The sequence below is a fragment of the Streptomyces sp. NBC_01750 genome, assembly GCF_035918095.1.
GTDB lineage: Bacteria > Actinomycetota > Actinomycetes > Streptomycetales > Streptomycetaceae > Streptomyces.
Genome location: NZ_CP109137.1, coordinates 1,315,675 through 1,329,760, shown reverse-complemented (window position 1 = coordinate 1,329,760; position 14,086 = coordinate 1,315,675). Strand labels below are relative to the sequence as shown.

Annotated in this window: 11 protein-coding genes; 3 read left to right on the top strand and 8 right to left on the bottom strand. The window is 70.5% G+C overall.

From position 1 onward, the window contains the following. Window positions 1–3: 3 nt before the first annotated feature. Window positions 4–1,164: an NAD(P)/FAD-dependent oxidoreductase gene (locus OG966_RS05805; protein WP_326648325.1), complete on the bottom strand. Its 1,161-nt coding sequence runs from the start codon at window positions 1,162–1,164 to the stop codon at window positions 4–6. 140 nt (window positions 1,165–1,304) lie between these two features. On the opposite strand from OG966_RS05805, the gene OG966_RS05800 reads away from it, so the two are divergent. Both OG966_RS05800 and OG966_RS05795 read left to right on the top strand, forming a co-directional pair. Then, a complete protein-coding gene (locus tag OG966_RS05800; RefSeq protein WP_326648324.1) occupies window positions 1,305–2,210 on the top strand; it encodes a LysR family transcriptional regulator in 906 nt (301 codons plus the stop codon). Window positions 2,211–4,615: 2,405 nt separating this feature from the next. Next, window positions 4,616–5,620, top strand: coding sequence for a GntR family transcriptional regulator (locus OG966_RS05795; RefSeq protein WP_326648323.1), 1,005 nt, complete (start codon window positions 4,616–4,618; stop codon window positions 5,618–5,620). A 623-nt stretch (window positions 5,621–6,243) separates the two neighbouring features. Here OG966_RS05795 and OG966_RS05790 read toward each other — a convergent pair. Both OG966_RS05790 and OG966_RS05785 read right to left on the bottom strand, forming a co-directional pair. Next, the gene (locus OG966_RS05790; protein WP_326648322.1) at window positions 6,244–6,666 is read right to left on the bottom strand and encodes a secondary thiamine-phosphate synthase enzyme YjbQ; all 423 of its coding nucleotides are present in this window, start codon (window positions 6,664–6,666) and stop codon (window positions 6,244–6,246) included. A gap of 373 nt (window positions 6,667–7,039) precedes the next feature. Further along, window positions 7,040–7,366 (bottom strand): hypothetical protein, encoded by a 327-nt coding sequence (locus OG966_RS05785; protein ID WP_326648319.1) that lies wholly within the window; start codon window positions 7,364–7,366, stop codon window positions 7,040–7,042. A 573-nt stretch (window positions 7,367–7,939) separates the two neighbouring features. Between OG966_RS05785 and OG966_RS05780 the strand changes: the two genes are divergently transcribed. Then, on the top strand, window positions 7,940–8,626 hold the full coding sequence (locus tag OG966_RS05780; protein WP_326648318.1) for a phosphatase PAP2 family protein: 687 nt from the start codon (window positions 7,940–7,942) through the stop codon (window positions 8,624–8,626). Between the two features lie 7 nt (window positions 8,627–8,633). On the opposite strand, the gene OG966_RS05775 is transcribed toward OG966_RS05780, so the two are convergent. From OG966_RS05775 to OG966_RS05755, 5 genes are read right to left on the bottom strand one after another with little or no spacing between them, the layout of a single operon-like run. After that, window positions 8,634–9,938 carry a glutamate-1-semialdehyde 2,1-aminomutase gene (locus OG966_RS05775; RefSeq protein ID WP_326655094.1) on the bottom strand — a complete coding sequence of 435 codons (1,305 nt, stop codon included), beginning with the start codon at window positions 9,936–9,938 and terminating at the stop codon, window positions 8,634–8,636. A 37-nt stretch (window positions 9,939–9,975) separates the two neighbouring features. Then, window positions 9,976–10,527, bottom strand: a complete 552-nt coding sequence (rfbC, locus tag OG966_RS05770; protein ID WP_326648317.1) for a dTDP-4-dehydrorhamnose 3,5-epimerase — start codon at window positions 10,525–10,527, stop codon at window positions 9,976–9,978. Then, window positions 10,524–11,831 (bottom strand): polysaccharide pyruvyl transferase family protein, encoded by a 1,308-nt coding sequence (locus tag OG966_RS05765; RefSeq protein WP_326648315.1) that lies wholly within the window; start codon window positions 11,829–11,831, stop codon window positions 10,524–10,526. The genes rfbC and OG966_RS05765 overlap by 4 nt, the downstream gene beginning before the upstream one ends. Next, window positions 11,828–12,775, bottom strand: a complete 948-nt coding sequence (locus OG966_RS05760; RefSeq protein ID WP_326648313.1) for a glycosyltransferase family 2 protein — start codon at window positions 12,773–12,775, stop codon at window positions 11,828–11,830. The genes OG966_RS05765 and OG966_RS05760 overlap by 4 nt, the downstream gene beginning before the upstream one ends. Further along, on the bottom strand, window positions 12,772–14,082 hold the full coding sequence (locus tag OG966_RS05755; RefSeq protein WP_326648312.1) for a hypothetical protein: 1,311 nt from the start codon (window positions 14,080–14,082) through the stop codon (window positions 12,772–12,774). The genes OG966_RS05760 and OG966_RS05755 overlap by 4 nt, the downstream gene beginning before the upstream one ends. Window positions 14,083–14,086: the final 4 nt, after the last annotated feature.

Genomic DNA, 14,086 nt, shown 5'->3' with positions numbered 1-14,086 from the left:
GGATCAGATGATGTGGGCCTCGGGGCGGACGCCCGCGGCGTGTCCCCCGAAGCGGGCCGCGGAGAGCGGCCCGACATCGATGAACGGCGTCCTGTCGAGGTAGAGGTCACGCATGATCTCGCCGACCGCGGGCGCCTGCAGAAATCCGTGTCCGGAGAATCCGGTGGCGTACAGAAAGCCGCTCACCTCGCCCGCCCGGCCGATCAGCGCATTGCGGTCCGGAGTCATCTCGTACAGGCCCGCCCAGCCGCTCCGGGCCTCGAGACCGGCCAGTGCGGGTGCCCGCCGGGCCGCCGCCTCACGGAACGGCTCCAGCCACTCCTGGCTGAACTCGCGCCCGAATCCAGGCTCCTGGCGTGGGTCGGACAGGCCGAGGACCAGCCCGCCCGCTCCGTCGTTGTGGAAGTAGAGCGTGGAGTCGAAGTCGAGGGTGAAGGGGACCCGGGGCGGCACGGGACTCAGTGGCCCGGTCAGTCCGATCTGCCGGCGCAGCGGGGTGACCGGCAGCTCGACCCCGGCCATCGCGCCGACGGCGGCGGACCAGGGACCCGCGGCGCAGACCACCGCCGTTGTGCGTACGGTCCCCGACGTCGTACGCACCGCCCGCACCCGCCCGCCGTCGACATCGATGCCGGTGACCGTGCAGTGCGTACGGAGGGTTGCGCCGAGGCGCCGTGCGGCACGCAGATAGCCGTGCACGGCCGCCTTCGGCAGCGCATAGCCGTCGTCGGGGGAGTACGCGGCGGCGACGACGGAGCGCGGATCCACGTAGGGGCACAGCTCGTGCGCCTCGCGGGGCGTGATGATCCCGCTGCGGACGCCGAGCTCGTTCTGCACGTCGACGGCCTGCTGGAATGTCTCCACCTCCTCCTCGCTGCCGAGGAGGAAGAGGTACCCGACGCTCTCGATGCCGATGCCGATGTCGGCCCCGGGGCGGGTGGTGAACGCCCGCCAGGCCTCCAGACTGCGCTGCCCCAGCCTGATGTTGAGCGGATCCGAGAACTGGGCGCGAATCCCGCCGATCGGCTTGCCCGACGAACCCGACGCCGGTTCGTCGCGCTCCAGAACCAGGACGTCCCGCACCCCGGCCTCGGCCAGATGGAAGGCGACGCTCGCTCCGACGACGCCACCGCCGACGATGACGACCTCAGCGCTGTGAACCATGAAAGAGCCGTCCCCTCTGCTCGACACATCGCGGTACATCGCGGCATGAGGCGGAACCCAGTGCGGTGAAGCCATGGTGGACGTCACCGACTCTTCGCGTCCATTGACAGTTACAGCAGTCGATCTTTTAGATCTTCTCTATGGAACTGGGCGGAGTACACCTGCGCGCACTGGCCGAACTCGCCCGCCACGGCACCATGACGGCGGCTGCCGCGGCGCTCGGCTACACCCCCGGCGCGATCTCCCAGCAGATCGCCCAGCTGGAGCGGACCGCGGGCACGCAGCTGATACGCAGAGCCGGGCGCCGGGTCGAGCTCACGGACGCCGGGCACACGCTGGTCATCCACGCCGGCCACATCCTGCGGGCTCAGGCCGAGGCGGCGGCCGCCATCGAGCGCACCCGCACGGAGATCTCGGCGCGGCTGCGGCTCGGCGTGTTCGGCACAGCGGCTGCGGCCTTCCTGCCGCCCGCCCTGCGCCGGCTCGCCGAACACCACCCCGGCGTCGAGGTGGTGAGCCAGGAAGTAGACGTCGACCAGGCGCACGCGGAGGTGTCAGCCGGTCGGGTGGACCTGGCGCTCGGACTCGACTATCCGGACGCGCCGCTGGCCCGGGACGACGTCTCCGATCTGGTACGACTCCACTCGGAGCGCTTCACTGTGGCTGTGCCGGCCGATCAGGCGCCGCCCGCCGCGACGTCCTGGCGGCTGACCGAGCTGGCCGACCGGGACTGGATCCTGCCCGCGCGCCGCACGTACTACGGACGTGCCGTACGTACGGCCTGCCGCCGGGCCGGATTCGAACCGCGCGTCGCGCACGAGGTCACCGACACCGCCACTTCCCTCGCCATGGTCGGGGCGGGGCTCGGCGTGGCGCCGCTGACCGGGCTGATGCTGAGGCTGCGCTCGGAGGGCATCGCCTCGGTGCCGCTGGACGACCTGGTCGAACGCCATGTCGTGGTGGCCGTACGCGCCGCCTCGCGGGGGCGGCCGTCGGTGGAGGTGCTCATCGAGGCACTGCGAGGGGCGGCGAGGGCGGAGCCGTGACGCCATGTGGCTACCCGGTCACGCGTCCGGTGCCCGGGTGTCGGACCTCGGTGGCGAACCTCCGTGGCCGAACCGGGAACGCCCCAGGTGGCGGGCGTGGACCTGGGCCAGCTTCAGGGCCATTCCAAGACGCGGTATGTCCGCAAGCTGGACCTGTTCGACCGTCGGGGCATGGGGACTGTCGGTTCCAGCTGGACGAACCGGATAAGCGGAGGGACTGCCTCCGGGCAGTGAAGGAGGGCCTGAACCCCAGTGTCCCCGGCCGGCGAATCATCTTCGCTGTCCTGGCGGAGCGCGCGGGAGGAGGCCCAGGACGTCGCATGGCACCACGCTTGTTTTGCGAACTGAGAGGGTTGGCCCAGCCAAGGGGCCGGACCTCACTCGCCTTCTGCGATGGCCGGCTGAGCTGGCAGTGACGAACCGGGGGTCCAGGTCACAAGAAGCGCCCTGGGACCCTTCTTCTCCATACGTGTGTGCAGAGAAGAAGGGCCATAGGCTCTTTTCTTGCCCCTGGCCGGAGAGCCCAACTCCTGGCGGTGTGAACGTGCCTGACCACGTGTCACGGTTACCGGTCAGTGCATATGAAGGCGGGTCACCGGCTCACGCTCCCGCGTCTGACGTGGAGGCGGCAGCGGCTCGGCCCAGCTCCGCCCCCCGGCTCCCCGTACTCTCCTCCGGGTAGAGCGGGGTGTTGAGCCAATCACTCGACTTACCGCATGAACAACCACGTACCGAGGGCGGAAGTTGCTGCCCCCGCCATGGCCGTGATGATCCGGACCGGGAGCCGGTCGGCGGTCACGCGAAAGGTGCCCACCACCAGCACAAAGTACGGCGAAGGTGTTTCCGGGTTCACGACATGCCTTTCTTTCGCATCATCGCGGGAACGGTGCGCGCGGGTTCAACTTCAGCACGTTTCATGTGGGTTGACTAGCCGCGCTGGTCAGGCGCGTGAACTGGTTCACCTGCCTTTGATTACCCGCTGGTTGGGGAGTTGGTTGCCCTGGAGCCAGTCAACGGGTGACAGATTCGCAGTACTGAGAATCTGTCATGCCGGGGTGGGGGATCTTCAAATCTGCGACCCGCGGGGTGGATCTTTCAAACTCAAGACTCTCGCGGGGAATGGAGCGGATCGGCTTTCAATTCGGCGGCTGTCGGAGAGGGGCAGAGTGAGCCGTCGGCCAATTCGACAGTTGTCGAGGGCTGGTGGGGCGGATCGGCCTGCAAATCGACCGCTCTCGGCGGCCTATTTGGCGGTGCGCGTCGTTCATGGCCCCTGGCGCACTCCGCAACTCGAAGGAGTTGGGGGCTGCCGGCCGTGGAGAACGGGTCCTGGGTGTGAGCTCCCCGGGAAGTGCGGAGGCGGGGGGCGGGCACAGCCAGTCCGCTGTCCCGTCCCGGCAGGCCGGCGCTGCGGTCTGCATGTCTCCGATGAGTGCGTAATCCTCGATGCGCCAGGCCGCGTGCATCTCATTGTCTCCATGAGTTCCCCGGGGAGATCGAGCAGTTCCTCACTCGCAGTTGCGTACGCAGTTGCGTACGCACCTCGGCGTTGGTGCGTGTGAATCCAGGGTTATCGGAACCGGCCGACCGCCCGGCCAGTGGTTGCTCAGGACCCGTACTCCGAAAGAGTTGCGGGTGGCTGTGCTCCCGTCGTGCACGCGTGCGCCCACGCATGCCTGGGGTGGCGAACGGCTTGCGGTGGGGCTACAGGCGGGGGCCGTAACCTGGGGCGGCGGTATTCGCCACCATTCGCCATGGTGCGGAAGTCCGCGAACGCAGGTCGATGAGAAACCGCGATTCGACTCACTCGGTGAAACCATGTTCAGCGATGCGTCACGGGGCGGGTCGGAGCGCTACGCACACCACTCAATTCGTGTTCACTGCCTTTGGTGACGAACCATGATCCTCCAAGGTCCGCTGGTGACTTGCGGACCCTTCGTCCGGATCTCTTCGCATGGTGTGCGAGGTTGAGTCTCAGAACATGTTCCGACCTCGGGGGAGTCGGCAGTGGCGTGGCACGGCAGTGACAGACGCTTCAGGCTCCCCCGAGGTCGGCGTTCCCTGAGAGCTCAGGTCCTGAAGCGGGACGCGTACATGTGCGCCGGACGCCTGGCATCACGCACGGAAGTCCATTGCTGAGGGTGCGGCGGCCGTGGGCGACGGGCGCCCCGGAGGCGGCCAAGCGGTCGTCGCCCTGGCGACCTAGCGTAACGCATCGCGTGACTCTGTGCAGTTCGCCGGCTTGTCCCTGAGTGGCAATCGGGACAGCGTCCGTCGCGTCCTGGATCTTCGAATTGGCCTGGGGTGTACCCCCTTTCGGATCGGCTGGGACGTCGAAACGCAGGAGACGGCGGGGTCTCCGGCGGTACGGTGGCCCCGCTCCATCGAGACAAGGGGAGAGCACGATGGCAAAGGCAGCCAAGTACGAAACCGTGGCGGAGGGCATCCGTCAGGAGATCCAGGCGGGGACCTACGCGGGGGGCGTGGGCCTGGACGTGGCGGAGTTGGTGGCGAAGTACGGCACTACCCAGGCCACGGTGTCCCGGGCCCTTGCTCTCCTGGGGGATGACGGCCTGGCGGTGGCCGACGGGGACGTGTGGAACGTAATCCCGGCGGACATGGAGGGTTCAGCCGGCCGTGACGCTGCGGAACCGCCGGCCCCGGTCGTCACGGAATCCGCGGAGGAGCCGGCGGCCCGCACGGCGGCCAAGGCCCAGGCGAAAGCGGCGGAGCTGGTCGTCCACACGCCCCAGGTCCTGAAGGGCACCCGCGTGGTCACGGAGCACGTGGACCCCAATGCGGAGCGGGCACTGAAGCGGGCGGGCGTGGCCCAGGCGTACCAGGAGACCAAGACCCTGGGCCGTCAGTGGCTGGACGCGGAGGGCCGCGCGACGGAGGCCAAGCGGGCCATGTCCGCCAAGCTGATGGAGCTGCGCCAGATGTTCACGTACCGGGGAGATCCGGACTACAACGGCCAGTCATCGGAGTACCAGGCCCTGGCGGCCCTCCTGTACCAGGACCTGGGCGCGGACAAGTCGGCCCAGCGGGCCATCCTCCACCACGTCGAGGACCGCAAGCGGGAGATCATCCCTCCGGCCAAGTGGGACAAGTTCGGCGTGGAGCCGTTGACGCGTGGCGAACGCGCGGGCCTGGAGAAGAAAGCGGCCAAGGCTCTGACGGAAGTCTCCGACATGGCCAAGGCCACGGCCGTGGAGGCCCGCAAGGGCAAAGCCACCGGGGCCCAGCTGGTGACGCTCGCAACGCAGATCGAGCACGGCGTGGCCGTGTTCTCCACGGCGTCCCTCCGGGTCATGTCCCCGGCCCAGCGGAAAACGTTCCGGGAGCAGATGCAAGCGACCCGGGACCAGGCGGAGGCGGCTCTCCAGGAGTTGGACTCCCTGGACGACTGACGCCAGGAGACCCGCTCTCACTCTCGGGCCCCGTTCCCATCACGGAGCCGGGCCGTTTCGCGTGTCCGGGGGCAAGGAAAGTGCACTGGGTCCCTCCCTTCCTATTCTGCGGCCTGCTCACGTGTCTCTCCCCCGGGACATGGATGCGGGTTTCTTTGCGTTGGCAACTCGTCGCAAAGGCGCAAATGAGTCGTTGAAAGTGCAACATCAGTCCGGGTTGCATCGTGAGTGCAAAGTCCGTAACCCCCTCCGCCTCGGCGTCCGCCGTGGCCGCCGTTTTGGCCTGGGCGTCGTTGCCATGGACGGGGGAGAACATCGCCCAGCCGGTCCCGGCCACTCAGCCGGACGGAGAGCTGGAGGCAGGAGAGGCCACCCCCGGGCGTGGCACGCCGGAAACCAAGCCCGTGGCCAAACCCAACGCCAAGGCGGAGAGGGAGAGTTCAGTCGCCCGTGACACTCCGCACGCGGAGGCGGCCACACCGACGGCCACGGCTGGCTCCCCGGCCAGGCACGCCAAGGGGAAGCACAGGGAGGCCAAGCCCAAGGGGGACTACCTGGCCCCGGACGGACACCTGGGCCCCACCTGGAGATCGGGGCCCTTTGTCGTGTCCGGCGGAGGGTGGTCACCCCAGGAAGGAGAGCCGGACCTGACGTTGGGTGTTGTCCCTGTTCGTGTCCACCAGGACCACGGATTGCCAGGTCCCCAGCTGCAGCGCTCCGCCGATGACAGGGAGTGTCGCGTGGGGCGGGACGATGGCGGGGAGGACATGGTCCCGGCCGTGTCCCGGTGAACCGTGCCGATGCTGCCAACGGTTGTCCGCCGGGAGGAGCTGGTGGAGGGCCGCCAGGAGGTCCGCGTCACTCCCCGCCCCTGTCTCGATAAGGGCCAGTCCGGCAGTTGCGTGCGGCGTGAAGACGTTGAGCAGTCCGTCCCGGCCCCGGGCCACTTCCCGGAGGAACGACGTACATGCGTCGGTCAAGTCGTGCACGGTTTCACTTGAGCCGGTCGTCACGTCGATGGTTCGTGTACTGAAGGTGTCAGCCATACGTCCATCCTCGCGCCACGTCCCCTCCCGGGTGAGCTGGGAGGGCCGGTGTTGTGTCCGGGATCAGGCGGCCAGGTCCCGGCGGCCTTCCGGGCGGACACGCCCACCAGCTCCGTGTACGTCGTGCCGTTGACGTCCTGGCCGTCCGCCTCCAGTGTGCCACTGCCGCCCGAATGTGCTCCAGCGAACGGCCAGGCTTGGCCGGGGCCTTGACCTTGGCCACCGGCTCCGGGCCCGGGAGCGTGTCCGCCCAGGGCCACGTCCTCGACTGCGGACAGTTTGGCCGACGGGAGCGCTCCGTCATCGGCCGGGGAGGAATCAGGTCGTGATCCTCCTCGGCGGGTACCGCCGGGGAGGAGCCTGTGGACGGTGCTCAGCGGTCGGCCGGGACCGTGGACTTCGGATCGGCGCATCCGTAGATCTTGGAGAGGTTGGCGGCGCTCTCCAGGAGGATGGTGCGCAGCTTGGGGACCAGGGACGCGGCCGAGGACTCGGCGTGGGCGGCCACGTTCGGACCGACCTTCAGAGTCACGATGACGTGCCGGGCATCGTTGTAGATCTGCTTGCCGCACGACGTGGGGAGTTGGACCTCCCCCTGCCTCGGGCCCACCCAACCTGTGTGTCCGCTGCCGATCGGTACGGAGTCCTTCGTCGGGCCGCTGAGTGACGTGCCGGCCGCGACATCCAGGTAGTACAGCATCCGCGTTGTCCTGCTGGTTTCTCGCGGTCCACGGAGTTCGCGGAGGGTTGACCCGCGGACTATCCGACGGTGGTTTGCCGCGACCGCATTTTTGGGCAGTGTTGCCGCGCGCAGCCCGTACATCTGACGTCCCGGCCATGTCGGCGGGCGGCAGCGGGAGTTCTCGTGGGCGCGGCATCGCGGTAGCGGCGGGGGCGACATGGCGTAGGCCCCGACGGGGGGAGGCGCATCGCATCTGTCGGATGGTCTGCGACGGTGTGCGGCGGGTAGTGCACGCGCTCATCGGCCCGCGCGGTGGTGGCCGCGACCATGCCGTTTCGGACCTGCCCGCGGGAGCCGGGATACTGACGGGACACATAGGCCGTGGCGTGCCCGGACTTACGGTCACCGGAGTCGTCCGGGAACAACGCTCCCCGTCGTGGGGCGCGGTCGGAAACAGGAAGGCGCTGATTCATGGCTGCCCACCGGTCCGATGAAGGGCCGCACCCTCACCCTGCCTCAAGAAGTCAAGACCCGGAACACCATCCACCGATCACGGCAAACCACCGCAGGTCAACCGGACGCGGTGGGCGTGTGACCGGCCGGCCGGCGCCCGCGGTGCTGCCCCCATCGCTGCGCGCGTGGCTCGGGCTGATCGCGGCCCTCGCCGCGCTGGTGGTCGTCGTGCTCGGACTCCTGTACGCCGGTCACAGCGAGCCCGGCAGGGTGGACAGGTGGATCATCCAGCCGACGGCGGACAGTGTGCGGCCGCCGTGGCGGCGCGTCGCTCTGGCCATCGACTTCTTGGGAGAGCCCGCCGGAGCGGCGGTGCTGGTCGTGGCCGCCGTGACGGGCTGCCTGCTGCTGCGGCGTCCTCGCGCGGCGGTGCTCGTCGTTGCCGGCGTCGGCATGACAGTCGGGACGGCGACACTGCTCAAGTCGCTGGTGGGACGCACCATCCACGGCGACGGCAACCTGTCCTATCCGAGCGGGCACGCCGCCTTCCTCACCGCGCTCGCCCTCGTGGTGGCGCTGCTCGCGGCCGGCCGGCTCGGCCTCGGCAGGACGGCCGGCACGTCAGTCGTGCTCGCCGCGGCGCTGGTTGGCGGCGCCGCCATGGGCTGGGCGCAGGTCGCCCTGGGCGCGCACTACCCGACCGACGTCCTCGGCGGCTGGTGCACCGCGCTGGCGGTGACACCGGCGACTGCGTGGCTGGTCGACCGGACAGCCGACCGGCCGGTCGATCGGATGGCCGACGCCGGTCGGCGGGAGCGTCGCTGACGTCACGTCACGCCAAGCGGCGGAATACGGGCTTCACCGGTCGCCCGGCCAGCCAGGGGGTGGGGTCGGCGGCGTCCAGTGCCTTCCGGTACACCGCACATGCCTGGGCCACCACGTCGACGGTGCGATCGATGTCGGCGTCGCCGAGCGCGCTGCTCACCACGAACGACGGGGCCAGCACCCCGCCCGCGAGGAGCCGGCGCAGGAACAGGGTGCGGTACTGCTGCGACGGCTGCCGGTTCTCGTCGAGGGTGGCGAAGACCAGGTTGCTGGCCCGGCCCCGGACGACGATGTGGTCGCCGACGCCCATGCCGGCCGCGGCGTCGCGCACACCGGCGGCCAACCGCTCGCCGAGGGCGTGCAGCCGCGCGGTGACGCCCTCCTCGACGTAGGTGGTCTGCACGGCCATCGCGGCTGCCAGGGAGTGCGTTTCCGCACCGTGCGTGGTGGACAGCAGGAACACCCGGTCGCGGGAGTGACGCAGCCCGCCCCGCTCCATCAGTTCGCGGCGCCCGGCCAGCGCGGAGACGGCGAACCCGTTGCCCAGCGCCTTGCCGAACGTGGAGAGGTCGGGGACGACGCCGTACAGGCCCTGGGCGCCCGCCTCGGACCAGCGCAAGCCGGTGATCATCTCATCGAAGATCAGTACGCAGCCGTGCCGGTCGGCCAGCTCGCGCAGGCCGGCGAGGTACCCGGGCGGCGGCTCGGTGTGGCCGGCAGGTTCGAGGATCAGGCAGGCGACCTCGTCCTGGTACCGGGTGAGCAGTTCCTGTGTGGCGGCCAGGTCCCCGTAAGGGAAGGACACGGTGAGCTCGGTGGTCGCCGCCGGAACACCGGCCGACATCGGCGTGGTGCCGATGAACCAGTCGTCGACGGAGAAGAACGGATGGTCGCCGCAGATGGCCACCCGCGGGCGCCCGGTGACGGCGCGGGCGAGGCGCACCGCGGCGGTGGTGACGTCGGAGCCGTTCTTCGCGAACTTCACCATCTCGGCGGTCGGCACGGTGGCAAGGAAGCGTTCCGCGGCCTCGACCTCCACGATCGACGGCCGGACGAAGTTGCTGCCGCGGTCGAGTTCCCGCCGCACCGCCTCGATCACGCGTGGGTGGGCGTGGCCGAGGCTGACCGACCGCAGGCCGGAGCCGTACTCGATGTAGCGGTTGCCGTCGATGTCCCACACATGGGCACCGCGGCCGTGGCTGATGACCGGGGCCAGGTTCTCGGGGTACTGGTCGTCGCCCTTGGCGTACGTGTGCGCGCCTCCCGGGATCATGGCGTGCAGCCGCTCGTTCGCCATCCGCGACCGGGGCATGAGGAGCTCTTCGGTGCCTTCGGTGTCCACGCCAACCTCAACTCTCTTTTTGCTGCAGGGCCTCGGCGAGGCTCGGCGCCTCCCGGTCCCGCTGGGACATCGATGTGACCGGCAGCGGCCAGGGAATGGCGAGCTCCGGGTCGTCAAAGGCGATCGTCACGTCCTCGGCCGGATCGTGCGGGCGGTCGATCCGGTACGAGGTGTCGGCGGTCTCGGTCAGCGCCTGGAAGCCGTGCGCGCACCCCGCCGGGATGTACAGGGTCACCTGCGTCTCGCCGGACAGCTCGAAGAAGGCCCGGTTGCGGTAGGTCGGCGAGTCGGGCCGCAGGTCCACGACGACGTCGAAGATCCTCCCGTACGAGCACCGCACCAGCTTGGCCTCGCCTGCGCCGGAGCGCAGGTGCAGGCCGCGCAGCACGCCCCGGACCGAGCGGGACACGCTGTCCTGGATGAAGACGTCCGGATCGAGGCCCGCCGAGCGGACCACGTCGGCGTCGAAGGTCCGGCAGAAGAAGCCGCGTTCGTCGGCGTACGGCGTCGGCTCGAAGAGGTACGCGCCGGTGATCTCCGGTACTTCGGTCGCCTTCATGGAGCCTTCCGCAAGGTGTGGGCGTGGTCGGTCGCCGGGAACAGGGCCGCGGTCAAGGAGTTGAACTGGTGCTCGAGTCGCCGGGCGGCGGCCAGGTTCCGCTCGGTGAGGGTCTGCCGCAGCTCGGCCGAATGCTTTTCCAGCGCACGGAACTGCTCGAGCAGTCGGTCCGCGTCGACCTCGCGCGCCGGGTGGCAGTACGCGCCGAGGCCCATCTCCGCCATGAGCGCGTCGCTCTTCGCCGCATAGCAGAGAGCGAGCACCGGCGTACCGGTCTTCAGCGCGCAGATCAGGTTGTGGTACCGGATCGCCACCACGGTGTCGGCAGCCGCCATCTCCTTCATCAGGTCGGCCAGTGAGGACGGCTCGGCAGCGGTGACCAGCGGCGAGTCCACCGCTTCGAGGATCGCGGCGACCACCGACGCGTCGCACTCGTCACCGGTGAGCAGCCGGACAGCCCTGCCCTCCTCGACCAGCGCGCGGACGAACCGGACCGTCCCGTCGAGGTAGCGCCGGTATATCTCATCGGCCCGGGCGCGATCGTCGTTGCCGCCGTGGAAGTCCATGACGCCGACGCAGACCGGGCCCGGCGGGGCCGACGGGTCCGAGGGCGCGCTGGGGGTACCTCCCTGCTCTGGGGGCCCCTCCCGGCCGAAGGCTGGGGGAGAAGCCGAGAGCTCGGGGGACCGCGGCGTCGGCAGGGCGAACGCGAGGTCCGGGTAGACCTCGTCGCGCGCGGTGTCTACGCCCATCGCCCGCATCGCGTCGCGCGACTGCGCGTCCCGGTACGACCGGTATGCGGCCAGCCGCGCCGACCAGCGCACCAGGGCGCGGGTCGGCCGGTTGCCGATCGTCGCGGCGCCGACGCTGACCAGCCCCACCCGGGTGCGCAGCAGCCGGCCACTCGCGCAGAGCAGGAACAGCGAGTACGGGAAGCCCCACGGCCGCAGGGGCAGTGTCGCCTCCAGGACGCCCATGCCCGGCACGATCACCACGTCGTGCCGGCGCACCCAGGCAGCGGTGCGGAAGACGTCGACAAGTTTGCCCAGACCCTTCGCCGCGATCGCGCCCGCACGCGACGCCGTCCGGTACTCCCCGCCGTACCAGTGCAGCCGCGTCGCGGGGATCCCGAACCGGGTCGTCACGGCCTCGGGTCCGCCGCACAGCGCGTCCACGTCCGCCTCCGGGTGTTCGGCGCGGAGGTACCCGAGCACGGCTTCGAGCGATCCGTCGTTGCCGAGGTTGCCGGAGCCGAGCAGCCCGAACACCCCCACGCGCACCGGAGTCCCGTTCGCGGGTGTCATGCCTGCCTCCCCTCACGGCCGGCGACGAGGGCGTCGACGGAGACCGTGAGCAGACCCGGATCGACCGGGTCGCGATCCTCGACCCGCTCGCCGGCGCCCGGCCCGACCCGGCTGGTCATCCACGCGGCCAGGTGGCGGTAGCACGCGCGCCGGTCGGCTTGGGACAACGGCGCCCGCCGGATCGCCGAGACGAAGCCCCAGACGTACTCGGCGAGCAGCCGGGGTGTCGGGTGCAGCGGGCCTGCCCGGCGCGGGTCCAGGTTGACGCACCGGGCGCGCTTGCCGGGGTTCGCCCGCTCGGCGCGGGTGGGGTGGTCGCGGCGGAAGTACAGCAGCTCCGGCACCTGGTGGAAGGACCCGTGCAGGGCGATCTCGGCGACGAACGTACGGTCCGCGTGGTGGTAACTGTCCATCGGCCGCACCCGGCGCAGCATGTCGGCCCGCATCACCCCGTAGAAGTCGTCGCCACCCGGTTCGAACAGCAGACTGCGGAAGCGCTCCGGCGCGTGCGGAGAGTCGGTGGCGAGCCCGTACTCGTACGGGACCTTCACCTGGCCGTCGCCGTCGATGACCGCCTGGCCGGTGTGCGCGAGGATCATGTCCGGCCGCTCGTCCAGCGCATCCACGCAGCGCCGCAGCAGGTCCCGGCCGTACAGGTCGTCGTGCGAGGCCCACTTGAACAGCTGGCCGCGGGACTCGGCGAACACATGGTTGTGGTTCGGCGTGGCGCCGATGTTCCGGGGCAGCCGGAGGTACCGGATACGCGAGTCGCGCGCGGCGTACTTGCGGCAGATCTCCTGGGTCCCGTCGGTCGAGGCGTTGTCGGAGATGACCAGCTCGAAGTCCTCGTAGGTCTGGCCGAGCAGGGCGTCGAGCGACTCGGCCAGGTACTCCTCGCCGTTGTACACGGGCAGGCCGATGCTCAGCCTGGGTCGGTCGGTCATGAGGTCCTCACTTCGGGGATGGGATTGCGGTGGCGCTCGCGCAGGGCGGACCGCAGTTGCAGCCACCACACGGCCGAGCCGCTGATGGTTGCGGCGGCGACGCCCCAGGCCGAGCCGACCGTGCCGGCGGCGGCCGCCCCGCCGAGCCCGCCGCCGACATAGCAGGCGGAGGCGAACAGCTGGCAGCGCAGGCTGCGCCGGGCCGCGCCGAGCGCGCGCAGCCCGGCCGCCGCGCCGGTGCCGAGGCCCGCGCCCGCGACGCCGAGGGTGACCGGCACGATGAGCTCCGAGGCGGAATGCCAGACGCCGCCGAGCACCAGCTCGCCGAGCCGGCCAGGCATCAGCAGCAGCGCCGCGCCCCAGAGCAGCGCGCCGGCGGCCTGCCCCCCGCCCAGCAGGAGGCAGAACGTGCCGAGCCGGCGCGGGGCCTGCCGCAGCACCCGTGCCGCCTCCGGGACGGTGACCAGCGAAAGCCCCATGAGCACCGCCAGGAACGGGCCGAGCAGGAGTTCGGCGCCCCGCACCGCACCCACCGCGCCGACCCCGACGATCGCGCCGAGCCCGTACGCCCGCAACTGGCTCGCGCCACTGAGGCTGACGTTCTCGGCCAGGTACCGGTAGCCGAGATCGCGCTGCTCGCGAAGCCACCCGCGCGCCTCGGTCATCCGGGGCAGGATGCCGGACTGGATGTAGCCGTACCCCGCCGCCACCGTGGCGGACGCGCCCCAGGCGAGCACGAAAGCGGCCACGCTGCCCGCACGAGCCGCCACCACCATGGCCGGGACGAGTGCGACACCCCACACGACGTCGTTGACGAACGCCTTGCGCCCGGTGCCGGCGGCGAAGAACGAGAACCGCCAGGCGTCCTGGAGCAGCAGCCCCGGCAACATGACACCGAGGGCGGCGAACGCGGGCCCCACGCGGCCGCCGAGGCCGAGCCCGGCCACCAGACAGGCCGCGCCGATGGCCGTACCGACGCCGAGTGCGGTACCCGTCGACCGGGCCACCGCCCCGCGCCAGGACGCTTCCGGCACGCCGCTGAAGCGCACCACGAGCGGATCGGTGGCCAGCCCGCGGGAGACGTTGAGCACCACGCCGTACGTCACCCAGGCGAGGCTGAACACACCGAACGCGGTCAGCCCCAGCGAGCGGGCCACGTAGATGCCCACCACGAAGTTGCTCACGCTGGAGGCCGCCTGGTCGGCCAGTCCCCAGGACAGCCGGCCGACGAGGGCCCGCTTGGCGGTTTGCCGGGCGTGTCCGGCCGGGTCCACCGATGCCGTCGTCTTCTCCCCCTCGGTGGTCATCGCC